At 59.4% G+C, this 20,464-nt stretch carries 23 protein-coding genes, 1 pseudogene and 1 riboswitch; of the genes and pseudogenes, 8 read left to right on the top strand and 16 right to left on the bottom strand.

The window, feature by feature from the left end; all coding sequences use genetic code 11:
• Positions 1-85 precede the first annotated feature (85 nt).
• The 4 genes from ACOWVD_RS12640 (at position 86) to ACOWVD_RS12625 (ending at position 4,839) form a co-directional block, all read left to right on the top strand.
• Positions 86-229 (top strand): hypothetical protein, encoded by a 144-nt coding sequence (locus tag ACOWVD_RS12640; RefSeq protein ID WP_015376917.1) that lies wholly within the window; start codon positions 86-88, stop codon positions 227-229.
• 125 nt (positions 230-354) lie between these two features.
• Positions 355-1,887 carry a glycosyltransferase family 39 protein gene (locus ACOWVD_RS12635; RefSeq protein WP_049242718.1) on the top strand — a complete coding sequence of 511 codons (1,533 nt, stop codon included), beginning with the start codon at positions 355-357 and terminating at the stop codon, positions 1,885-1,887.
• A 322-nt stretch (positions 1,888-2,209) separates the two neighbouring features.
• Positions 2,210-2,761: a flavodoxin family protein gene (locus tag ACOWVD_RS12630; protein WP_004940045.1), complete on the top strand. Its 552-nt coding sequence runs from the start codon at positions 2,210-2,212 to the stop codon at positions 2,759-2,761.
• A 629-nt stretch (positions 2,762-3,390) separates the two neighbouring features.
• Positions 3,391-4,839, top strand: coding sequence for a GGDEF domain-containing protein (locus ACOWVD_RS12625; RefSeq protein WP_239504350.1), 1,449 nt, complete (start codon positions 3,391-3,393; stop codon positions 4,837-4,839).
• A gap of 6 nt (positions 4,840-4,845) precedes the next feature.
• Here ACOWVD_RS12625 and ACOWVD_RS12620 read toward each other — a convergent pair whose 3' ends face one another.
• Positions 4,846-5,007 (bottom strand): YnfU family zinc-binding protein, encoded by a 162-nt coding sequence (locus ACOWVD_RS12620; protein ID WP_015376921.1) that lies wholly within the window; start codon positions 5,005-5,007, stop codon positions 4,846-4,848.
• A gap of 81 nt (positions 5,008-5,088) precedes the next feature.
• Positions 5,089-5,568 (bottom strand): cold-shock protein, encoded by a 480-nt coding sequence (locus ACOWVD_RS12615; protein WP_015376922.1) that lies wholly within the window; start codon positions 5,566-5,568, stop codon positions 5,089-5,091.
• Between the two features lie 166 nt (positions 5,569-5,734).
• Between ACOWVD_RS12615 and ACOWVD_RS12610 the strand changes: the two genes are divergently transcribed.
• Complete coding sequence (locus ACOWVD_RS12610; protein WP_004940041.1) at positions 5,735-6,244, top strand: VOC family protein; 510 nt, start codon at positions 5,735-5,737, stop codon at positions 6,242-6,244.
• Between the two features lie 36 nt (positions 6,245-6,280).
• Here the strand turns inward: ACOWVD_RS12610 and ACOWVD_RS12605 are convergent, their stop codons facing one another.
• The 6 genes from ACOWVD_RS12605 to ACOWVD_RS12580 all read right to left on the bottom strand — a co-directional run bounded on the left by ACOWVD_RS12605 (position 6,281) and on the right by ACOWVD_RS12580 (position 12,199).
• The gene (locus tag ACOWVD_RS12605; protein ID WP_015376924.1) at positions 6,281-7,108 is read right to left on the bottom strand and encodes an amino acid ABC transporter ATP-binding protein; all 828 of its coding nucleotides are present in this window, start codon (positions 7,106-7,108) and stop codon (positions 6,281-6,283) included.
• 9 nt (positions 7,109-7,117) lie between these two features.
• Positions 7,118-8,005 carry an amino acid ABC transporter permease gene (locus ACOWVD_RS12600; protein WP_004940038.1) on the bottom strand — a complete coding sequence of 296 codons (888 nt, stop codon included), beginning with the start codon at positions 8,003-8,005 and terminating at the stop codon, positions 7,118-7,120.
• A gap of 31 nt (positions 8,006-8,036) precedes the next feature.
• Positions 8,037-8,564, bottom strand: a complete 528-nt coding sequence (locus ACOWVD_RS12595; protein ID WP_004940037.1) for a GNAT family N-acetyltransferase — start codon at positions 8,562-8,564, stop codon at positions 8,037-8,039.
• A gap of 9 nt (positions 8,565-8,573) precedes the next feature.
• Entirely contained in the window at positions 8,574-9,494 is a 921-nt protein-coding gene (locus ACOWVD_RS12590) for an ABC transporter substrate-binding protein (protein ID WP_421105662.1), read from the bottom strand.
• A 26-nt stretch (positions 9,495-9,520) separates the two neighbouring features.
• Complete coding sequence (locus tag ACOWVD_RS12585; protein ID WP_197798649.1) at positions 9,521-10,846, bottom strand: LLM class flavin-dependent oxidoreductase; 1,326 nt, start codon at positions 10,844-10,846, stop codon at positions 9,521-9,523.
• A 189-nt stretch (positions 10,847-11,035) separates the two neighbouring features.
• A complete protein-coding gene (locus ACOWVD_RS12580) occupies positions 11,036-12,199 on the bottom strand; it encodes a M20 peptidase aminoacylase family protein (protein WP_197798648.1) in 1,164 nt (387 codons plus the stop codon).
• Positions 12,200-12,545: 346 nt separating this feature from the next.
• Here ACOWVD_RS12580 and cspE point away from each other — a divergent pair, with 346 nt between their 5' ends.
• Complete coding sequence (gene cspE, locus ACOWVD_RS12575; RefSeq protein WP_004940030.1) at positions 12,546-12,755, top strand: transcription antiterminator/RNA stability regulator CspE; 210 nt, start codon at positions 12,546-12,548, stop codon at positions 12,753-12,755.
• A gap of 57 nt (positions 12,756-12,812) precedes the next feature.
• Here cspE and ACOWVD_RS12570 read toward each other — a convergent pair whose 3' ends face one another.
• From ACOWVD_RS12570 to crcB, 3 genes are all read right to left on the bottom strand, one after another.
• Positions 12,813-14,003 carry a multidrug effflux MFS transporter gene (locus ACOWVD_RS12570; protein WP_021504628.1) on the bottom strand — a complete coding sequence of 397 codons (1,191 nt, stop codon included), beginning with the start codon at positions 14,001-14,003 and terminating at the stop codon, positions 12,813-12,815.
• Positions 14,004-14,009: 6 nt separating this feature from the next.
• Positions 14,010-14,606 carry a TetR/AcrR family transcriptional regulator gene (locus ACOWVD_RS12565; protein ID WP_004940026.1) on the bottom strand — a complete coding sequence of 199 codons (597 nt, stop codon included), beginning with the start codon at positions 14,604-14,606 and terminating at the stop codon, positions 14,010-14,012.
• A 288-nt stretch (positions 14,607-14,894) separates the two neighbouring features.
• Positions 14,895-15,278 carry a fluoride efflux transporter CrcB gene (crcB, locus tag ACOWVD_RS12560; RefSeq protein ID WP_004940022.1) on the bottom strand — a complete coding sequence of 128 codons (384 nt, stop codon included), beginning with the start codon at positions 15,276-15,278 and terminating at the stop codon, positions 14,895-14,897.
• A 79-nt stretch (positions 15,279-15,357) separates the two neighbouring features.
• Positions 15,358-15,420: riboswitch (Fluoride riboswitch) on the bottom strand.
• 83 nt (positions 15,421-15,503) lie between these two features.
• Between crcB and ACOWVD_RS12555 the strand changes: the two genes are divergently transcribed.
• Positions 15,504-15,932: a GNAT family N-acetyltransferase gene (locus tag ACOWVD_RS12555; RefSeq protein ID WP_021504626.1), complete on the top strand. Its 429-nt coding sequence runs from the start codon at positions 15,504-15,506 to the stop codon at positions 15,930-15,932.
• Between the two features lies 1 nt (position 15,933).
• Here ACOWVD_RS12555 and ACOWVD_RS12550 read toward each other — a convergent pair.
• Positions 15,934-16,551, bottom strand: a pseudogene (locus ACOWVD_RS12550) (diguanylate cyclase); the annotation flags it as partial.
• Between the two features lie 152 nt (positions 16,552-16,703).
• Here ACOWVD_RS12550 and tatA point away from each other — a divergent pair.
• Entirely contained in the window at positions 16,704-16,919 is a 216-nt protein-coding gene (gene tatA, locus ACOWVD_RS12545) for a Sec-independent protein translocase subunit TatA (RefSeq protein WP_004940019.1), read from the top strand.
• Between the two features lie 93 nt (positions 16,920-17,012).
• Here the strand turns inward: tatA and lipA are convergent, their stop codons facing one another.
• The 4 genes from lipA to dacA all read right to left on the bottom strand — a co-directional run bounded on the left by lipA (position 17,013) and on the right by dacA (position 20,356).
• Positions 17,013-17,978 (bottom strand): lipoyl synthase, encoded by a 966-nt coding sequence (lipA, locus tag ACOWVD_RS12540; RefSeq protein WP_004940018.1) that lies wholly within the window; start codon positions 17,976-17,978, stop codon positions 17,013-17,015.
• Positions 17,971-18,639, bottom strand: a complete 669-nt coding sequence (gene lipB, locus ACOWVD_RS12535) for a lipoyl(octanoyl) transferase LipB (RefSeq protein ID WP_049242710.1) — start codon at positions 18,637-18,639, stop codon at positions 17,971-17,973. The genes lipA and lipB overlap by 8 nt, the downstream gene beginning before the upstream one ends.
• 134 nt (positions 18,640-18,773) lie before the next feature.
• Entirely contained in the window at positions 18,774-19,040 is a 267-nt protein-coding gene (ybeD, locus tag ACOWVD_RS12530) for a DUF493 family protein YbeD (protein WP_004940012.1), read from the bottom strand.
• 104 nt (positions 19,041-19,144) lie between these two features.
• A complete protein-coding gene (gene dacA / locus ACOWVD_RS12525; protein ID WP_004940010.1) occupies positions 19,145-20,356 on the bottom strand; it encodes a D-alanyl-D-alanine carboxypeptidase DacA in 1,212 nt (403 codons plus the stop codon).
• Positions 20,357-20,464 lie beyond the last annotated feature (108 nt).

Below are 20,464 nucleotides of genomic sequence, written 5' to 3'. Positions count from 1 at the left end.
CGCGAGGCTCTCGACCCGCCGCCAATTGAACCTTCGTTTAGTTTGTCGCGTTACAATAGGTGAAAATTTCCCCATGGAGCCTATCGTGCGCAAATCCAGATTCTTTCTCGTGACCTTGCTGTGCCTGTGCGCCGCTGCCGTGCTGTACGTGATGGCATATCGGGCGCTGGGGCATTACCTCAGTGACGGCGAGAAGGCCTACCCGGATATCAGCGTTGAAATTCGCTGAGAGCCGTGCGGCCTGAAGGGGACTGCGCCGACTTTTTCGCACTGATTTACCCGCCATTTACCCGCCGTCGGCAATGATGACGCTGCGTCTCCACATTGTGTGGTTCTCTTGGGCGGAATGCGGTTATGTCACTGCAGCAGGTATCGAATGTTTCTTTGAGCAACAACGGCTTAAAGGGCATCGGTTACAAACATTATGCGTTGGCGATCGTGGCGTTTTCGGCGCTCGTACGGTCTATATCCTTAACCGACAGGTATTTTTGGTGCGATGAAGCCTCCAGCGTGCTGACCAGCCGTTACGATGTGGGCGCGTTGCTCTATCACGCTTCCTTCGATGTTCACCCGCCGCTTTATTACCTGCTGCTGCATGGCTGGATGGCGCTGTTCGGCGACGGCATTCTGGCGGCCCGCTCGTTGAGCCTGGTGTTCGGTGTGGTGACGGTGGCGCTGGCGATGCGCTTTATCCGTTGGCTGGCCAATGAACGGGCGGCGCTGATCGCGGGCTGGCTGATGGCGATCATGCCGATGGCGGTGCGCTACAGCCAGGAGGCGCGCATGTATGCGCTGATGGGGCTGCTGGCGATCGCCGGCGCGATGGCGTTGGCGAAGTGGCTGAAAACGCCGGATAACCGCCGTTATCTGGCGCTGTATGCGCTGTTGATGACGCTGAGCTTTTATACCCATTACTTCACGATTTTCACGCTGATCGCGCATTGGCTGGTGGTGTTGGCGCTGTCGTGCCGCCGCGAAGGCGAGTGTTATATCAAGCAACCGGCATGGTGGCTGGCCAATGCGGCGATCGGGGTGGCCTACATTCCCTGGCTGCTGGTGTTGTTCAATCTGCTGGCGCATATCGCCGAGCTGAGGGTCGGCGGCGACGTCGGTTGGATCCCTCAGGTTTCCTGGAGCGATCTGCCGGCGATGTTCTGGCGTTTTCTCACCGGCCATGATGGCAGCAACTATCCCACGATCATTCTCTGGCTGTTGCCGGCGATGTTTGTCGCTTTATGTTCACTGCTGCTGTGGCGGCGCCAGATGCCGAGAAAATTCTCTCTGCTGCTGCTCTGCGGCATTCTGATCCCGGTAACGTTGGTATTCGCCATTTCCTGGCGCTCGCCGCTGTTTGTCGATCGCTATCTTTATTCCGCCGCGCTCGGCATTCCGCTGGTGTTGGGCGTGCTGATCGCCGGAACGAAAAACCGGGTGCGCGGGATCTCTTTGCTGCTGTTCTTCAGCCTGCTGTTCGGCTACGGCGTACGTAACGACTACCCGGTCGAAAAAGATGAGTTCAAGGTGATGGTGCACTATATCAACAGCCACTATCAGCCTAACGATGCGGTGGTGGTCAGCAACATGTTCAACTACCTGAGCTATGTGTATTACAACAAGCAGGGCTACCGCGCCTTGCTGTATACCCCGGCCAGGCCCAACGGCATTTCAGGCAAGCCCAACGCCTATGGCTTCGGCACCTTTTTCCACGATCGGGCGGCGCAGACTTACGTCGATAAGCTCAGCGTTTTATCGAAAGGCCATCGCCGGGTCTGGCTGGTCAGCGGCGGCGATTTCAATCAGGACTTCGGCCGTTCGCCGCCGGGGTGGGTCAATACCGGCACCTTCAAGAGCGGCGGCTTTGAGTCGCGCCTGTTCGTGGTGCGTTGAGCAAAATGTCATATTTCCCATTCGGCGTTACATCTGGCCGAGCAAACTTACGCGGGGATGACAGTTCTATACATTGAGATTGGTACTGTAGCTCTACCCGATGATGTTGTGTGTTATCCATTCCCTGTAGTGTATTACCCCATCCCTGTTAAGTTTATCCCGCCTTGTGCGGGATTTTTTTATCTGTGCATGCCTGGCGCGCAACGCGATTTTTTTGAATAACACCGTCAGTTTTATTCGGTATTCAGTCGCTGTGCGCTTGATTAGATTGAACGCGAGAGGGGCGCCGTCGGCGCCTTTGTGCAATGAGTGGAGAATTTCTATGGCGAAGACAGTAGTGGTGTTTCATTCCGGCTACGGCCATACCGAGCGTTTGGCGAAAGTGGTGGCGGAAGGCGCCGGGGCGGAACTGATCGCTATCGATCAGAACGGCGATATCAGCGACGAAGCCTGGCAGACGCTGGATGAGGCGGACGCCATCATCTTTGGTTCGCCGACCTATATGGGCGGCCCATCCTGGCAGTTCAAGAAATTCGCCGACGCCAGCTCCAAAGCCTGGTTCGGCCGCAAGTGGCAGGATAAAGTGTTCGGCGGTTTTACCAACAGCGCCAGCCTGAACGGCGACAAACAGGTGACGCTGATCGCGCTGCAGACGCTGGCTTCGCAACATGGCGGCCTGTGGGTCAGCCTGGGGCTGCTGCCGGCCAACACCAAATCGGCGCAGCGCACCGACGTCAATAACCTGGGCGGTTCGGTGGGGCTGCTGGTGCAGACCCCGGCGGATGCCGGCGTGGATGAGATGTTGTCGGGCGATCTGGCGACCGCCAAGCTCTATGGTCAGCGCGTAGCGGGCTTTGCCGCCAAACTGGCGTAAGACCTATCGTGTAGATGGGACGGCGGTGCGGTTGAACGGATGCCGCGTTCATTTTCTCTGCACAATTGGCGTGTAATCTGCGAAATGTTATTAGCCTGCTTGGGCTAACACTGCATTTCGTACAAATATTCCCGGTTCCTAGGCCGGGTTTTTTGTTGCTAAGGTCTGCTTAAGCTTTCACCGCTATACTGCGCGTCAGCACGGTCATGCAATGCATGGCCGTGTCGTAACTGTCGATTTGCTGTTGTTCAAGCAAGCCCGCTTCATGCGGGCTTTTTTTGGGTTGTTATTGCACAGGCGGCCCAGTTGCAGGAAAATAATCGCACAGTGATTCAAACATCATTTAATGACCAATAACCACAAGTTTATTAATGTAATTAACGCTCTCGGCGGCCTATTACGCTATGCGCTATGCTGACAGCAGAGCGGGCATTATTTGCTGACGCTGTGCGGGGAATTACGGCGCGGCCGCATCAGGCTAAGAAAAGTCTGTTAATTAAATGTTAATGATTTTTATTATTGATTTGTCTGGCTTTTTTGGTTGAAATTCGGATTGACTATCCCTCACTGGCCGGGCGAGAGAGTATGCATATTATTATTCTGGTTATTAGCAAAATATGGGCGAGGCGATGAGCGCCAGAATAAACGCCAGGCATGGCCTGCCGCTAACGGTGCAGCTGATCAATCTTTTCATGCTGGCCTTTTTACTCTCCCTGGTGGGTATTCTTAGCCGGCCGATTGGCTCGCTTTCTTTATTTTGGCCGGTGAATGCGATTTTGCTCGGCCTGCTGCTGCGCAAACCCGCTTACGCCACGCCGCTCGGCTGGCTCACGACCTACCTGGGCATGGTTGCCGCCGATCTCAGCACCGGCGAGGGCTGGTCTTTGGCGCTGTGGCTGAACGCCTGCAACATGTCGCTGATCGTCGTCGGTTACAGCATCATGCTGATGTTGCCGCAATCTCAACGGCGCATGGGCAAACCCCAGGCGATACTCTATATGTTCAGCGCCAGCCTGGCCGGTGCGGCGGTGGCGTCGACGCTGTCGGTGCTGCGTAACGACAGCCTGTACAACAATACGGTGGTGGTCGCCTGGTTGGCCTGGTTCAGTGAGCAGTTCTCGACGACCTTGCTGTTGTTGCCGGTGCTGATGGCGGCGCCGCGGTTGAAACAGCTGTTTCGCATGCAGGTGCGTTGGCGCCTGAAAGGCTGCCTGCCGCTATTGGCGCTACTGCTGTCGCTGGCGTTCAGCGTCTATATCGGCGGGCCGGGCGCCATCGCCTTCCCGATCCCGGCGCTGCTGTGGTGCGCGGTGCGCTACCAGTTGTTCCCCGTGACGCTGTTGACGCTGTTGACCGGCATGACCGAGATCAGCAACATTTCAGCCAACTTGGTGCTGTATGAAACGCCGAACAATCACAACGCCTTCCTCGACACCCTGATGTCTGCCCGCTTGGGCATCGCCATGCTGGTGATGGGGCCGCTGATCCTCGCCAGCTCTATCGCCGCCAATCGCAAGCTGATGCGGCGTCTGGAGCACAGCGCCAACCACGATTTCCTGACCGGGGTGCTGGCGCGCAGCGCGATGACGCGCAAAGCGGGCGAGCTGCTTGAGCACAAGCACCGCTCGAAAGAGGCGGTGTCGCTACTGCTGATCGACATCGATCATTTCAAGCAGATCAACGATACGCACGGCCACAGCGCCGGCGATCAGGTGTTGGCGTCGTTCGCGCATATCGTGCGGCGCGAGCTGCGGCACGATCAGCTGTTCGGCCGCCTGGGCGGGGAAGAGTTCGCCATCATGCTGCCGCGCGCGCTGGCGGCGCAGGGCGTGGCGCTGGGGGAGCATCTGCGCCGGTTGGTGGAGCAGGCGGAACTGCAGGCGGAAGGCAAACAGACGCTGAAAATCACCATCAGCGTCGGCGTCGCCAGCCTGGCGATGAACGAAGTGAAATCGCTGGAGCAGCTGATGAATATGGCGGATATCGCGCTGTATCGCGCCAAATCGCAGGGGCGGAATCGGGTGGAGTCGTTCAACGTGGTGAACGGCAACAGCGTCGAGCATATTCTGTTTCGCTAACCGCTTTCAGCCTTGCCTGGGCTCGAAGCGGGTTTCGCAATTAGGGCAAATCAGTATCACGTCTTGCAGCATTGCCGCGCATTTTTGCCGGGTAACATAGCCGCATTTAGGGCAGACGATTTGGGTGGAGCGGTTGATAAAACCTTTGACGCTGCTGGAATCGGACATATCAATAGCCTGTGTCAGGTGAAAACTCACGCTAACACAGGCGACGACAAATTTCGTTGGTTATTTTCTGTACGCAGAGGCTTACAGGCTTTTCAACGCCTTGATGGTTTCATCCATGTCGATCTCGTGCTCGGAGAAGGTATGGGTGGTGTTCTGGAAGGTGGTGATGGTCAGCATGCGCAGCGTTTGCATGGCCTGCGCCTGGTCTTCGGACTGCGGGCGAATGCGGTTCATCAGCAGGCCGACCGACAGCACGGTGTTCTCTTTATCCACGTCGGCTTTGACCGGCACTTCCTTGGTGAAGGTATTGAAAGACTTGATGCTGGCGATCTTGATTCTTTCATTGGCGATGATGATGTATTTGCTAGGCGCCAACACTTTGACTGCATAAGCCGACGGGCCTTTGGTGTTGTTGGTCGGTTCGAAGGTCACCGCCGCGTTTTTCTTAATCAGCTCCGGATTCTGCACTTTAATCACGTGAAAATAACGATTTTCTCCGTTCTCGTCGGTAATAAAGCCGAAGCCTTTGTCTTCAAAAAAAGTCGTTATCTTGCCGTTCATCGTTATTCTCACAAAAGGGATCAATACAGCGCTTATGATAGCGCGGAATGCCTTGCAGCGACAGATTGCGCGGGCGGCATTTAGTCATGCGATAACGGCATTTAGCGGCTTTCCCCCCACATGCTATGTTCATGCTGACTTCATTCAATGCGAAAAAGGAATATCGATGGGCATCAAACGTCTCAATCACGCCGTGCTGTATGTCAGCGACGTGCGGCAGAGCGCCGACTTTTATCATCAGGTATTGGGCTTCAAGCTGAAGCCGTCCGACAGCCCCGACCGGGCGGTATTTACCCAGGCCGCCGATTCGGACAACGATCACGATTTGGCGCTGTTCAGCAAGAATCTGGGCCAGCAGCGCGCCGGGGTGTTTCGCGCCAACAACGAGCCGCCGGCAGAGCATGAGCCACCGGCCGGGCTGTACCATCTGGCCTGGGAAGTGGACAGCCTGGAAGAGCTGGAGCGCATTCGTCACCAGCTGGCCGAACGCGGCATTCTCGGGCTGGAAGAGGATCACGGTGTGCACAAAAGCATTTATGGCCACGATCCGGACGGGCTGCTGTTTGAGGTGACCTGGTTTATTCCGCCGGCGCTGCTGACCGAAGAGGATAAAAACCAGCAGGGGATCCGTCCGCTGGATTTCGCCGCCGAGAAGCGGCGTTTCGCCGGCCTGTAAGCTGATCAGGTGTGGGGCGCCGCGGCGCCCCGACGATCACAGCACTTTGTTGAGGAAGTTAACGGTGCGAGGGTGCTGCGGCTGAGCCAGTACCTGCCTGGCGTCGCCCTGTTCGACGATCTGCCCGTCGACCATAAACACCACCCGATCCGCCGCTTCGCGCGCAAAGCCGATTTCATGCGTGACGACCACCAGCGTGACGCCCAGATCCGCCAATCCCTTAATCACGTCCAGCACTTCGCCGACCAGCTCGGGATCGAGCGCGGAGGTCGGCTCATCGAACAGGATCACCTTGGGGTTCAGCGCCAGCGCGCGCGCGATGGCGATGCGCTGCTGCTGGCCACCGGAGAGGTGGCGCGGATAGGCATCCGCCTTGTGGCGCAGCCCGACGGTATCCAGCAGCTCATAAGCCACCGCCTTCGCCCGTTCGCGGGAGTGAATTTTGTGCACCACCGGCGCTTCGATGATGTTTTCCAGCACCGTCAGGTGCGGGAACAGGTTGAAGTTTTGGAACACGTAGCCGACGTTGATGCGCTGCCGGAGAATGGCCTTTTCCTTCAGCTCGTACAGCCGGTTGCCCTTGCGGCGGTAACCGACGTAGTCGCCGTCGATGCGGATAAAGCCCTCGTCCACGCGCTCCAGGTGGTTGATCGCCCGCAGCAGCGTCGATTTGCCCGAGCCGGAAGGGCCGAGGATCACGGTTACGGTGCCCGGCTGCAGCGTCAGGCTGACGTCGTCCAGCGCCTTGTGTTTACCGAAAAACTTGCTGACGTTGCTGATTTCGATCAGGCCGCGCGCCGGCACCGGGGTGAGGTTGCGTGCCGGCTGTTCGGGCAAGGCGTAATAATCAATGGCTTCAGACATGCGGGTCTCCTAACGTTTTAGCCAGCCGGCCAGTTTCTGCCAGGGCGTCGGCGGCAGTTCGCGCACCGCGCCCCGGGCGAAATAGCGCTCGATGTAGTATTGGATCACCGACAGGGCGGTGGTGATGAACAGATACCAGACGGTGGCCACCATCAGCAGCGGTATCACCTGCTGGGTGCGGTTATAGATCACCTGGATGGTGTAAAACAGCTCCGGCAGCGCCAGCACGTACACGATCGAGGTGCCTTTCGCCAGGCTGATGATCTCGTTGAAGCCGGTCGGAATAATGGAGCGCAGCGCCTGCGGTAGAATGATGCGGAAGGTGCGGCGATAGCCCGGCAGGCCCAGCGCCGCCGCCGCCTCATGCTGGCCGTAATCCACGCCCAGAATGCCGCCGCGGATGATCTCGGCGGTGTAGGCTGACTGCACCAGCGTCAGGCCCAGCACCGCCACGGCGAACTGGCCGAGGATATCGATGGTCGGGTAGCTGGCGAACACCACCGAGGTAAAGGGAATGCCCAGCGAGATGGCGTCGTACAGATAGGAAAAGTTATACAGGATGATCAGCACCAGGATCAGCGGCAGCGAGCGAAACAGCCAGATATACCCCCAGGCCAGCGACGCCAGCAGGTAAGAGCGCGACAGCCGCGCCAGCGCCAGCAGGGTGCCGAACAGGATGCTGAACAACGTGCCGAGCAGCGTCAGCAGCAGGGTCTGCCCCAGACCCGCCAGCACCGCCGGGGCGAAGAACCACTCGGCGAACACGCCCCATTCCCAGCGCGCGTTGCCCGCCACCGATTGCACGATGGCGGCCAGAATAAACAGCGAGAACAGGGCGCCGATCAGCCGCAGCGGATAGCGGGCGGGCACCACTTTCAAGACTTCTTGTTTGGACATGTCATGTCTCCTGACTACAGATAAAGGGGGGTTAGGCGATTTTCCTTTCCGACGCGCAACAACACGCGTCCTCTGCAATCAGGCTTTTGCGGAACGGCAGGCGGCCATCGTAGGGCGGGTGGCTGTAAACCTCGCTGTCAACGGTGGGATCGAACTGCGGCTGATAACCGTTGCTCAGGTACAGGCCTACCGCTTCGGGCTGGCGAAAGCCGGTGGTCAGGTAGAGCCGGCGATACCCCTGCGCCAGCGCCAGCGTTTCCAACTGCTGCAACACCCGCTGCGCCAGGCCCTGGCGGCGCAGATCGCCCCGGGTCCAGATGCGCTTCAGCTCGGCGGTTTGCGCGTCATAGCGTTTGAAGGCGCCCATGGCGATCGGCGCACCGGCGCGCAACAGCACGATGAAGGCCCCTTGCGGCGGTGCATACAGGTCCAGCGGTTCCGGTTCCTGGTCACCAAAATAGTCGCCGTAACGCTGGCGATATTCACCGAACAACCCCTCGATCACCGGGGCGATCAGCGGGTCGGTCGGCAACGTCTGAATGAAGGTGTCTTGCGTCATTGCGCGCTCCTAATCGCCCAGGCCGGGCGGGTTGATTTCCGACTGCGCAAGGCGTTCGACGCTCTCGCCCCAGCGATTGAGCACCTGATCGTACTGTTCGCCGCGGATCGCGCCGTTCAGCGCTTCATTCACCGCCTGCACCAGTCCGTTGCCTTTACGGGTGGTGACGGCGATGTGCGCCGCCTTGGGCCAACCGCCTTCCACCGTGCCCGCCAGCCGGGTACGGCCGTTCAGCGCCGCTTTATAGGCGCCCAGCACGTTCGGCCCGAAATAGGCGTCGGCCCGGCCGGACTGGATCGCCAGCGTGGCGGCCGCATCGTCGGTCACGTAGATCGGCTGGAAGGGTTTGAGCCCCTGCTGCCGGTTCTGTTTGTCCCACGCCAGCAAGATGGCTTCCTGATTGGTGCCGGAGCCGACGATGATCTTTAATCCGGCGATATCGGCAGGCTGTTTGATCGTTGCGATCTTGCCGCCGGTTTTGACGTAAAAGCCGAGCGAGTCGATGCGGTAGGTGGCGAAGTCGAAGCGGGTTTTGCGCTCTTTGGTCACGGTGACGTTGGTGATGGCCGCGTCATACTTGCCGGAAACCACCCCCAGCGGCCAGTCTTCCCACGACGTTTGCACTACGTTCAGCTCCAGGCCCAGGCTGTCGGCCACCAGCTGCGCGATATCCACTTCGCTGCCGATAAGCCGCCGGTTGTCGGCAGCGAACAGCGCCAGCGGCGGCGTGTTGAGCGCGGCGATTGCAACGGTGAATTGGCCCGGCTTCACGAAGTGGAAATCGGCCGGCAGTTTGGCGATCGCCTGCGGGTTTTTCGGCGCGTGGATCGGGGTTTCATTGGCCTGTAAATCGATGCCGGTGCCCGCCTGCGCGGCGCCGGTCAGGCTCAGCAAGGCCGCCACGAGAGCGGCGGTAACGGTTTTCTGCATAGCGGGTATCCCTGAAAACGATCTTATTATTGGGTGAATCTGTTCAACGGGCGCGTGAGGCCCAGGTGTTCGCGCAGCGTATCGCCGTGGTACGCCCGGCGGAACAGGCCACGTTGTTGCAGGATGGGCACCACCCGATCGACGAAGTGCCCGAAGGCGTTGGGCGTACCGCCGCTGATGATGAAGCCGTCGGCGGCTTCGCCGTCGAACCAGCGTTGCAGGCCGTCCGCCACCGCTTCCGGCGTGCCGCTGAACACCGGGCGCGGCGAGGCGGCTTCCAGCGCCACCTGGCGCAGCGTGAGGTTCCGCTCGCGGGCGTTGCGCTTGATGGCGTCGGTGGTGCTGCGGAAGCTGTTTTGCCCCAGATCGCCGATGTCCGGGAAGGGGGCGTCCAACGGATGGCGGGAAAAGTCGTAATGTTCGAAGTAGCGGCCAAGGTAGTTGAGGGCGTTCTCGATGCTGACCAGACGGGCGGTCTCCTGGTACTGACGCTCGACGTCCGCATCGTCGTCGCCGACGATCACGCTGACGCCCTGGAAGATGCGCAGACCGTCCGGCTCGCGCCCCTGTTCCACCAGTTGCCGCTTCACGTCCTGGTAGAAATCCTGCGCCTGCTCCAGCGTGTCGTGATGGGTGAAGATCGCATCGGCGTGCTTGGCCGCCAGCCGTTTGCCGTCTTCAGAGGCGCCGGCCTGGAACAGGATCGGGCGGCCCTGCGGCGTGCGGCCGATGTTCAACGGCCCCTGCACCGAGAAGAACTCCCCCTGGTGATTGAGGGGGTGCAGTTTCCCGGCCCTGAAAAATTCGCCGCTGGCCTTATTGCGCACGAAGGCATCGTCTTCCCAGGAGTCCCACAGTCCTTTGGCGACGTCGAGAAACTCGCCGGCAATGCGGTAACGCAGGCTGTGCTCCGGGTGTTCTTTGCGCGAGAAGTTTTTTGCCGAACCTTCCAGCGGCGATGTCACCACGTTCCAGCCCGCGCGCCCGCCGCTCAGGTGATCGAGACTGGCGAACTGGCGGGCGACGGTGAACGGATCGCTGTAGGAGGTGGAGAGCGTGCCCACCAGGCCTATTTTGTCGGTGGCGGCGGACAGCGCGGCCAGCAGGGTGAGCGGTTCGAAACGATTAAGAAAATGCGGAATGGACTTTTCGTTGATATATAACCCATCGGCGACAAACACGAAATCGAATTTCCCCTGTTCGGCTTTTTTCGCCGAGGCGATATTAAATTCGAGGTTAATGCTGGCGTCGGCGGTGGCATCCGGGTGGCGCCAGGCGGACATATTTCCCGATGCGCCATGCAGAATGGCGCCCAGCCGTAATTGCCGTTGATTATTCGCGTTGTCGCTCATCGTGATTATCCTGTCATGCGCCGCAAAGGCGCGCGGTGTCTGATGCGTCCACTATTGATGAGCGGCAACGGGATGTAAAACAACAAAACAGCATATTCAAATGTTGAAAACTGCAAATATCACGGCGAGCGAAAATAATAATCCCCGACGCGGCATCAGCGGCGTCGGGGAAATACTACTTCACGTTATTCAGGCGTTGCTGAGGGCTTTTTTCGCTGCGGTGGTTAATTGTTGCAGCGTGCGCTCCGCCAGCAGCGAAAAATAGTGGGCGGCAGGGAAGAGGGCGCGCTCATCGGGATTGAAACGCGGATGGTGCAGGCCGAATTCGCTGGCGGAGCCGATGCTGACGAACGCGCCCGGCACGTGATGCAGATACAGTGCGAAATCTTCGCCGCCCATCTGCAGCTCCGCCTCTTCGACCCGGTAGCCGGCCTCGGCGGCGACGGTTTTGCTGAATGCCGCCCAATGGGCGTCGTTGATCACCGCCGGCGGCCCCGGCTGCCAGTGCAGTTTAGCCTGGGCGCCCAGCGCGGCGGCGACGCCGTCGATCACCTGACGAATCTTGTCCGGCACCTGGCGGCGCACCGCGTCGCTGTGGGTGCGCACCGTGCCTTCCAGCTCCACGGTTTGCGGCAGCACGTTCCAGGTATTGCCGCCTTCGATGCGCGTCACGCTCACCACCAGCGATTCCAGCGAGCTGAAGCTGCGGCTGGGCAGCGTCTGCAGCGCGCCGACGATCTGGCTGGCGGTGACGATGGTATCGACGCCCTGTTCCGGTTTGGCGGCGTGGGCGCCTTTGCCGGTGATGCGGATCTGGAAGCGATCGACGTTGGCGTAGAACGGCCCGGCGCGGGTAGCGAAGGTGCCGGTGGGCAGCTCCGGCGCGTTATGCAGACCAAATACTGCCGCGACGTTATCCAGCGCGCCGGCGTCGATCAGGTGACGGGCGCCGTTGAAGGTCTCTTCCGCCGGCTGGAAGAAGATGCGCACCGTGCCGGGCAGCTCGGCTTCACGCGCTTTGAGCAGGTGCGCGGCGCCGAGCATCACCGAGGTGTGAAAGTCGTGGCCGCAGGCGTGCATTACGCCGCTGTTTTGCGAGCTGAAGGGCACGTCGGCGATTTCGTCGATTGGCAGGGCGTCGATGTCGCCGCGCAGGGCGATGATCGGTCCCTTGCCACTGCCGATCTCCGCCACGACGCCGGTTTTCAGCGCCAACGGCAGAATACGAATGCCCGCCTCTTGCAGCCAGCGGGTCAGCCGAGCGGTGGTGGCGAATTCGTGATTGGAAAGCTCCGGGTTTTGGTGCAGTTCACGCCGATAGGCGATGATCTTGTCTGCCAACTGGCTGGTCATAGGCTTGGCTCACAGTGGGAAATAAACCCTAACCCTAGTGCAGGGGCCGCCGAAGCAAAAAGACCATCTGGTTATATTTCATAGCGATTGTGTCTGCACGACGCGTCAACGATGGGGGGGAAGGGGCAGGTTTAGGCGTTCGCGCGTTGTTCGCCGGCGCAGGGAGAGGATTGGCCTGGAACGGTAACGTATCGCAACCGGTGCAATGCATTTACACCGGGCAACACGGATTTTTTCACTCTTTATCGGATTTCTGTGATCGCGGTGGTGGACAAAATCCTGCCTGCTTGCTGTACTGTAATCGACACAGGTTTTGTGTCTTTCATTCACGTTAAAGGTAAGTTTGATGTCTAAGATTAAAGGTAGCGTTAAGTGGTTTAATGAATCCAAGGGCTTCGGTTTCATTACTCCGGAAGATGGTAGCAAGGACGTTTTCGTTCACTTCTCTGCCATCGTTAGCAACGGTTTCAAAACGCTTGCTGAAGGCCAGCGTGTAGAATTTGAAATCACGAACGGTGCCAAAGGCCCATCTGCCGCTAACGTTACTGCTATCTAAGCTGCGTAGCTGAATTTCTTAAAACCCGCTCATTGAGCGGGTTTTTTATTGGGCGCGCTATGCTTCGCTGCGGCGGGCCAACAGGCTGAACAGCAGGATGGCGACGGCGTAGCAGCCGACGATGGTCAGCGCCATCGACAGGCCTGAGGTGCCGCCCAGCCCGGTGAGCGGCACGGCGCAGGCGCCGAGCGCGAACATGCACACGCCGATCAAGGCCGACGCGCTGCCGGCTTTGTCCCCCTGGCTTTGCATCGCCAGCGACGAGGCGGTCGGGCCGACGATGCCGATCACCGCCACCGAGAAGAACAGCGGCACCAGCAACACGACCAACGGCGCATGTAGCGCGGCGGCCAACAGCAGCAGCAGCGACGCGACGGCCGCCAGCGTTAACCCGCCCCTCAACACCCGGCGTTCCCCCCAACGTGAACTGAGACGGCTGGCCAGCTGCGCCGCAATGATCAGCCCGACGCCGTTAATGGCGAAGCACAGGCTGAACATCTGCGGGCTGAGGCCGTAGATCTGCTGCAAGACGAAAGGCGAAGCGCCGATATAGGCGAACATGCCGGCCATTACGAAGCCCTGCGTCAGGCACAGCCCCATAAAATAGCGCTGGGTCAGCAACCCGCCGAGCGACATCAGCATCGCCAGGATACCGCCCTGGCTGCGGCGCTCTACCGGCAGGGATTCGCGCAGCTTCAGCGCCGACAGGCTGAACAGCAGCACGGCGATGGCCGCCAGCACGCCGAAGATGCCGCGCCAGTTCATCACCTGCAGCATCACGCCGCCCAGCACCGGCGCGACGATCGGCGCCAGGCCGTTGACCAGCATCAGCAAGGCGAAGAAACGGGTCAGCTCATGGCCGGCGTACAGATCGCGGGCAATGGCGCGGGAAATCACCGCGCCGCCGGCGCCGGCGATGCCCTGCAGCAGGCGAGCGATCAGCAACTGGTCGATGGTGGGCGCCAGCGCGCACCACAGCGAAGCGCCCAGCAGCAGGATCAGCGACAGCAGCAGCGGGCGCATGCGGCCCAGCTTGTCGCTGTAAGGGCCGAAAATCAGCTGGCCGACGCCCAGACCGAGCAGCCCGGCGGTCAGGCTGAGCTGCGCGGCGGCGGTGGAGGTATTCAGCTCGCCCGCCATTTCCGGCAGGGCGGGCAGATAGAGATCGGTGCACAGCGGCCCCAGCGCGGCCAGCAGGCCAAGCACGACGGCGTACACCAGACGTTGTCTGGCTAAGTGTTTGGTCATGGGAGATTAGAGTTTCCTGAACAGGTGAGAAATGGCCTGCTGATACAGATCGCGCAGCAGGGACGCATCGGCTTTTTGCGTGGTAAGGATACGGTAACCGGTGCCTTCGCTCATGACGGCGATAAACTCCACCCGGGCGGCGATCTCTTCCGCGCTGAAATGGGGGTACAGCCGCTGCAGATTGTGGCAGACGTGGCGAAACAGCCGCGCTTCCGCATCGCTGAGCATTTTGGCCACCACCGGGTTGCGCGTGGCCTCGGCGGTCACTTCCAGCATCAGCATGTGATCGGTTTCGCTCTCGCCCGGCTGCTGAAACAGCGTGCGCGCCGCCAACGTGCCGGCGATCAGGTTGATGTGATCGCCAAGGTTTTCCAGGCGCTGCATCTTGTTGGTGATGATGCGGTTGACGATCTCTTCGATGATCGCGTCTTTATTGGCGAAATAGCGATAGATTTGCCCGACGCTAAGCTGCGAGCCTTGGGCGATCTCCGCCATGCTGGCGGCGTGGAAGCCGTGGCGGCGAAAGCTGGTTTTCGCCGCTTCGACGATCTGATCGCGGCGCGCCTGCACCTTGGCCTGTTTACTGTCGTTGGGGGGGAGCATCTGCCCGATCCTTTGCTACGCGTGAGCCGGGTTCACATTTTTGGGTGTGAACGTTCATTCTCAATTGTAGTGTAACCGACCGGAAAGACGCAAGATGAACGCGCGCTGCGATAAAAGGCGTTTAAGCGAACAGGTAGGATTTGATAAAGGCGGCGACGATCAGCACGCACAGCGCAACGGCGATCGTTTCGGCGGTGGTTTTCGGCAGGCTAAACATAGCGATTTCTCATCCAGTCAGGAGTTCTGGATGAGATTATGCGCATGCAAGATTAAGGAAACATTAAGGCCTTATCGCCCGTTGACCCACATCACCAGCATAAAGGCCAGCAGCGTCATCGCCAGCGAGCCGGCCAGGTTGAGCAGCATGTTGGCCAGCGCCCAGCCGAAGCGGCCATCCTGCATCAGATACACCACCTCCAGCGAAAAGGTGGAGAAGGTGGTCAGGCCGCCGCAGAATCCGGTGGTGATCAGTAATTTCCAGGTGGGATCCAGATGCGTCATGCGGGTGAAAATCGCCATCGCCAGGCCGATGATAAAACCGCCGATCAGATTGACCATCAGCGTACCGAGCGGAATGTGGGCGTTCAGCGGATTCATTTTCATACTTACCGCCCAGCGCAAAACGCTGCCGACGCCGCCGCCGATAAATACGGCCAGTAAAGAGCTCAACATGGGGCAACTACCTTTCAATCAGAGAAATTCACGAGGCTCGGAAAGGGACAGGCGTAACGCTACGCGCCTCTCTCCGAGAGGTTACGTAGACATCATCAGCCTGTGAAGGCGGTTAGGGAGGAATGTCATCTCCAGCGTGCCGCACGGCCTTTTTCGCCGCACCCGGTGGATGTTACACCTAATGCCGCCTATTTTGTAGTATCGACACTCTGCGAGGTAAAACCGATGGAAATCAGAACGGCGCGTCTGAGCGACCGGCACGCTATCGCTGAATTAATGGCGGCGCTGGATTATCCCGGCACCGAGGCGTTTCTGACACAGCGGATGCACCAACTTCTGGCGCACCCGGACGAGGCGTTGCTGGTGGCGGAGCAGGGCGAACAAGTGCTGGGCGTGTTGTCGTTGCATTTTCTGCCGCAGTTGGCGTTGGCCGGCGACATTGGCCGCATCAGCTATTTTTGCGTCGACGATCGGGCGCGCGGCGCGGGCGTAGGGCGGCGGTTGCTGGCGGCAGGCGAGGCGCTGGCGCACCGTCGCGGCTGCGATCGGCTGGAAGTCCATTGCCACAGCCGCCGCGAGCGGGCGCATGCGTTTTACCGGCGTGAAGGCTTTGTCGAAGCGCCGAAGTATTTTGCCAAGTTATTAAGTCAGTAAGTTACTCCCCTGGCGGCGCCGCCGTTTCCAGCCGGTTGCGGCCATTCTGCTTCGCCCGATAGAGCGCGCCGTCGGCCGCTTTCAGCCAGTCCAGATAACCGCCCTGCGCGGGGTGGTAGTTAGCGATGCCGGCGCTGATCTGCAGCCGCAGCTGCGGCGCCTCCTTGAAGCTGACCGCGTCCAGCCGCTGCTGGATGCGGCGCAGAACGATTTCCGCCTGCTCAGCACTGGTGTTCGGCAGCACTGCGCCAAACTCGTCGCCGCCGTAGCGCCCAACGATATCCACGTTGCGCAAGCCAATCAGCAGCTCTTCCGCCAGCGCCGCCAGGGCCTCATCCCCCAGCGCATGGCCGAAAGTATCGTTGATGGTTTTGAAGCGATCGATATCCATCAGGATCAGCGTGGCGTTGTCCTGGTAGCGGCGGCAGCTGTCGAACTGGCGATGCAGCAGGTGCTCCCAGTGGCGGCGGTTATATAAGCCGGTCAGCCCATCGCGGGTGCTGATGCGCTGCAACTCCTGTTTCTTTTCCGCCAACCGTTTGGCGGTGCGGTAGGTCACCAGCCCGAGCAGCGTCGGATAAAGGTAGATCATCGGCAGGCACAGTAAGAATAGTCTGGGATTCACGCCTCAGGGGCGCGTGGCATTCCTGCGACGGATCTCACTCTGTTACATGTTGCGGTTGTGCGAGCTGAAGGAAAGTCGCTAAATATTCGCAGGCAAGGTCAGTTTTTCTCGCTGTTCACGCAGCGCTCTATGATAAGAAGGTGAGTATGGAAGGTATCAGCATTACCAAACTTCTGGTGATTGCGGTGTTGGTGATTTTACTGTTCGGCACCAGCAAACTGCGCACGCTCGGCGCCGATCTTGGCGCGGCGCTGAAAGGCTTTAAAAAAGCCGTAGGCGACGACAGTACGCCGCCGGCCGCCGGCAACAATGCCGCCGAAAGCCAGTCCGCGCAGCAGAGCGTCGAGAAGAAAGACGTTTAATCCCGTCTGATGGCGCACAATAAAAAACGGATGCCTTGCGGACATCCGTTTTTTGGCGTTTTCGCCGTCTTTAGCGTAACAAACTATTACGCGTTATTTCACTTCCATCCCTTTGGCCTGCAGATCGGCGTGGTAAGACGAACGCACGAACGGGCCACAGGCGGCATGGGTGAAGCCCATCGCCATCGCTTCTTCTTTCATTTCGTCAAACTCGGCCGGGCTGACGTAGCGCTGCACCGGCAGGTGGTGACGGCTCGGCTGCAGGTACTGGCCCAGCGTTAGCATGGTCACGCCGTGGCGACGCAGATCGCGCATCACTTCAATGATTTCCGCGTTGGTTTCGCCCAGGCCAACCATCAGGCCGGATTTGGTCGGGATATCCGGGTGCGCTTCTTTAAAGCGCTCCAGCAGCTTCAACGACCACTCGTAGTTGGCGCCCGGGCGCACCTGGCGGTAGACGCGCGGCACGTTTTCCAGGTTGTGGTTGAACACGTCCGGCGGCGTGGCGGTGAGGATCTCCAGCGCGCGATCCATACGGCCGCGGAAGTCCGGCACCAGCGTTTCAATTTTGATGTTCGGGCTCTTGGCGCGGATGGCCGAGATGCAGTCGGCAAAGTGCTGGGCGCCGCCGTCGCGCAGATCGTCGCGGTCAACCGAGGTGATCACTACATAACGCAGCGCCATGTCGGCGATGGTTTGCGCCAGCTTTTCCGGCTCGTTGGCGTCCGGCGCGATCGGGCGGCCGTGGGCCACGTCGCAGAACGGGCAGCGACGGGTACAGATGGCGCCGAGGATCATAAAGGTGGCGGTACCGTGGTTGAAACACTCGGACAGGTTAGGGCACGAGGCTTCCTCACAGACGGAGTGCAGGCCGTTTTTACGCATGGCGGCCTTGATGCCCTGAATGCGCGTAGAGTCGGCAGGCAGTTTGATCTTCATCCACTCGGGTTTACGCAACAGCTCCTGCCGTTCGGTGACCACCGTTTTGACCGGGATCAGCGCCATTTTGTCAGCATCGCGGTATTTGACGCCGCGTTCCATCTGAATTGGTTTACTCATAATCGTGCAGGTTCCAGTTACGAAGCTCGACCGTCTGGTAGCCGAGTAAATGAACAAATTCCTGTACCAGGATTGGGTGTATGTCTTCAATGCCAACGGCGGGCGCCAGCGCGCTGACCTGCGTCATCTGCATGCCGGCGTAACCGCAAGGGTTGATGCGTTGGAAGGGGCTGAGATCCATCGCCACATTCAGGGCCAGGCCGTGGAATGAGCTGCCTTTGCGGATCCGCAAACCCAACGAACAGATTTTCTGCTCCCCCACGTACACGCCGGGCGCATCCGGACGAGCGCGCGATGCGAGGCGGAAGTGGGCGAGGGTGTTGATAACCGTATCTTCTATCGCCGTGACCAATTGGCGTACGCCGACCTTATTGCGCTTCAGATCGACCATCACGTACATCACCTGCTGGCCCGGCCCGTGGTAGGTCACCTGGCCGCCGCGATCGCTCTGGACAACCGGGATATCGCCGGGCATCAGCACGTGTTCGGCTTTGCCGGCCTGGCCCTGGGTGAATACCGGGTGATGCTGCACCAGCCACAGCTCGTCCGGCGTAGTCTCGGTACGACTGTCGGTGAAGTTATGCATGGCTTGGGATACAGGCGCGTAGGGCTGCAACCCCAGCTGACGCAAAATGATCTTGTCTGGTTGCAAAAGAGTCATCGTCAGGTTACAGAAGTGGTAAAGCCATTATACCGGGCGCTCCGGCTGGCGGCCAGCCTTTCGCTGACCAAAAATGCGCAACCCGGGAAGACACTGCGCCATCCCGGGTTGATCAGCAGGGTTTTATGCTGGAATTACAGCACCATGCGAACAATTTCAATGTTGCCCAACTCCTCGTACAGGGTTTCGACCTGCTCGATGTGAGTGGCGTTGATGGTGATGGAGACCGAGTGGTAGTTGCCTTTGCTGCTTGGCTTAACCTGCGGGTTGTAATCGCCCGGCGCATGGCGCTGCACCACTTCAACTACCTGGTCAACCAGCTCAGGCTGCGCCAGGCCCATCACCTTGTAGGTAAACGAGCAAGGGAATTCGAGCAGTTCGTTCAGTTTAGTTTTTTGCATGTGCGTGCGCTCCAGAGTGCTAGCTAATCTATAAATTATAACTCCCGCCGGGGCGGGAGTTAATGTTATTCAGTATATGGGGGCAATTTCGCCCGTTTCAACCGTTAACCGAACCAGTGGTGGAACATCAGTTTGATGTAGTCCACGATGCGGCTGAAGAAACCACCTTCTTTCACTTCGTTCATCACCACCAGCGGACGCTGGTCGATGGTTTTGCCGTCCAGCTGGAAGTTGATGCTGCCCACCACCTGGTTTTTCGCCAGCGGCGCGTGAATTTCCGGCGTGTTCAGCACATAGCTGGCCTTCAGATCTTTCATGCGGCCGCGCGGGATGGTCAGGTAGACGTCTTTATCCACGCCCAGCTCAACGCGATCGGCATCGCCGAACCAGACCGGCTCGGAGGCGAACTCTTTACCGACTTTCAGCGGCGCCACGGTTTCGAAGAAGCGGAAGCCCCAGGTCAGCAGTTTCTTGCTCTCGGCTTCGCGGCCTTTGTAGGTGCGGCCGCCCATCACGGCGGAGATCAGACGCATCTGGCCTTCGGTCGCCGAAGCCACCAGGTTGTAACCCGCCGCGTCGGTGTGGCCGGTTTTGATGCCGTCGACGTTCAGGCTGTTATCCCACAGCAGACCGTTGCGGTTCATCTGGCGGATATTGTTGAAAGTGAACTCTTTTTCTTTGTAAATCGCGTACTCTTCCGGCACGTCGCGGATCAGCGCCTGGCCGATCAGCGCCATGTCGCGCGCCGAGCTGTACTGGCCCTGGGCATCCAGGCCGTGTACCGTCTGGAAGTGGGTATTCTGCAGACCCAGCTTGCTGACGTAGGTGTTCATCAGGTTGACGAACGCGTCCTGGCTGCCGGCGACGTAGTCGGCCATCGCCACGCAGGCGTCGTTACCGGACTGCAGGTTGATGCCGCGGGTCAGTTTGGAGACCGGCACGCGATCGCCCGGCTTCAGGAACATCAGCGAGGAACCTTTGAACACCGGGTTGCCGGTCGCCCAGGCGTCCTGGCCGACGGTCACCAGATCGTCCTGGCCGATTTTACCCGCTTTCAGCGCCTGGCCGATGACGTAGCTGGTCATCATTTTGGTCAGGCTGGCCGGATCGCGACGCGCATCGGCGTTCATCTCGGCCAGCACCTTGCCGGAGTTGTAATCAATCAGGATGTACGCTTCCGCATCGATCTGCGGGACACCTGGGATCATGGTTTTGATGTTAACGTCATCGGCATGTGCAACGGAGGCTGCGCTCATTGCGATAACGGTGCCGAGTGCGATGCTTTTGATTAAGCGAAAAGAAGTTACTTGTTTCATGATCGGGACTACAACATCCGTGAAAGTAAAGTTAAAAAACGAGCCACACTATAGCAGATGCGATCCCGGCAGGCATTATCCATTCATCTGACTAATTGCGGTTAGTGC

This window comes from Serratia sp. SA088 (assembly GCF_049065515.1).
In the GTDB taxonomy this organism is placed as follows: domain Bacteria; phylum Pseudomonadota; class Gammaproteobacteria; order Enterobacterales; family Enterobacteriaceae; genus Serratia; species Serratia nematodiphila.
This window is presented reverse-complemented; position numbering and strand designations above follow the sequence as displayed.

Coding starts and splice junctions, on each gene's coding strand:
- lipA (WP_004940018.1), bottom strand. CDS start 17,978: ATGAGTAAACCAATTCAGATGGAACGCGGCGTCAAATACCGCGATGCT.
- ACOWVD_RS12585 (WP_197798649.1), bottom strand. CDS start 10,846: ATGAGCGACAACGCGAATAATCAACGGCAATTACGGCTGGGCGCCATT.
- ACOWVD_RS12635 (WP_049242718.1), top strand. CDS start 355: ATGTCACTGCAGCAGGTATCGAATGTTTCTTTGAGCAACAACGGCTTA.
- tatA (WP_004940019.1), top strand. CDS start 16,704: ATGGAAGGTATCAGCATTACCAAACTTCTGGTGATTGCGGTGTTGGTG.
- ACOWVD_RS12615 (WP_015376922.1), bottom strand. CDS start 5,568: ATGAACGGCAAGATAACGACTTTTTTTGAAGACAAAGGCTTCGGCTTT.
- cspE (WP_004940030.1), top strand. CDS start 12,546: ATGTCTAAGATTAAAGGTAGCGTTAAGTGGTTTAATGAATCCAAGGGC.
- dacA (WP_004940010.1), bottom strand. CDS start 20,356: ATGAAACAAGTAACTTCTTTTCGCTTAATCAAAAGCATCGCACTCGGC.
- ybeD (WP_004940012.1), bottom strand. CDS start 19,040: ATGCAAAAAACTAAACTGAACGAACTGCTCGAATTCCCTTGCTCGTTT.
- ACOWVD_RS12625 (WP_239504350.1), top strand. CDS start 3,391: ATGAGCGCCAGAATAAACGCCAGGCATGGCCTGCCGCTAACGGTGCAG.
- crcB (WP_004940022.1), bottom strand. CDS start 15,278: ATGTTGAGCTCTTTACTGGCCGTATTTATCGGCGGCGGCGTCGGCAGC.
- ACOWVD_RS12595 (WP_004940037.1), bottom strand. CDS start 8,564: ATGACGCAAGACACCTTCATTCAGACGTTGCCGACCGACCCGCTGATC.
- ACOWVD_RS12605 (WP_015376924.1), bottom strand. CDS start 7,108: ATGTCTGAAGCCATTGATTATTACGCCTTGCCCGAACAGCCGGCACGC.
- ACOWVD_RS12600 (WP_004940038.1), bottom strand. CDS start 8,005: ATGTCCAAACAAGAAGTCTTGAAAGTGGTGCCCGCCCGCTATCCGCTG.
- ACOWVD_RS12555 (WP_021504626.1), top strand. CDS start 15,504: ATGGAAATCAGAACGGCGCGTCTGAGCGACCGGCACGCTATCGCTGAA.
- ACOWVD_RS12580 (WP_197798648.1), bottom strand. CDS start 12,199: ATGACCAGCCAGTTGGCAGACAAGATCATCGCCTATCGGCGTGAACTG.
- ACOWVD_RS12630 (WP_004940045.1), top strand. CDS start 2,210: ATGGCGAAGACAGTAGTGGTGTTTCATTCCGGCTACGGCCATACCGAG.
- ACOWVD_RS12570 (WP_021504628.1), bottom strand. CDS start 14,003: ATGACCAAACACTTAGCCAGACAACGTCTGGTGTACGCCGTCGTGCTT.
- ACOWVD_RS12610 (WP_004940041.1), top strand. CDS start 5,735: ATGGGCATCAAACGTCTCAATCACGCCGTGCTGTATGTCAGCGACGTG.
- ACOWVD_RS12565 (WP_004940026.1), bottom strand. CDS start 14,606: ATGCTCCCCCCCAACGACAGTAAACAGGCCAAGGTGCAGGCGCGCCGC.
- lipB (WP_049242710.1), bottom strand. CDS start 18,639: ATGACTCTTTTGCAACCAGACAAGATCATTTTGCGTCAGCTGGGGTTG.
- ACOWVD_RS12590 (WP_421105662.1), bottom strand. CDS start 9,494: ATGCAGAAAACCGTTACCGCCGCTCTCGTGGCGGCCTTGCTGAGCCTG.
- ACOWVD_RS12620 (WP_015376921.1), bottom strand. CDS start 5,007: ATGTCCGATTCCAGCAGCGTCAAAGGTTTTATCAACCGCTCCACCCAA.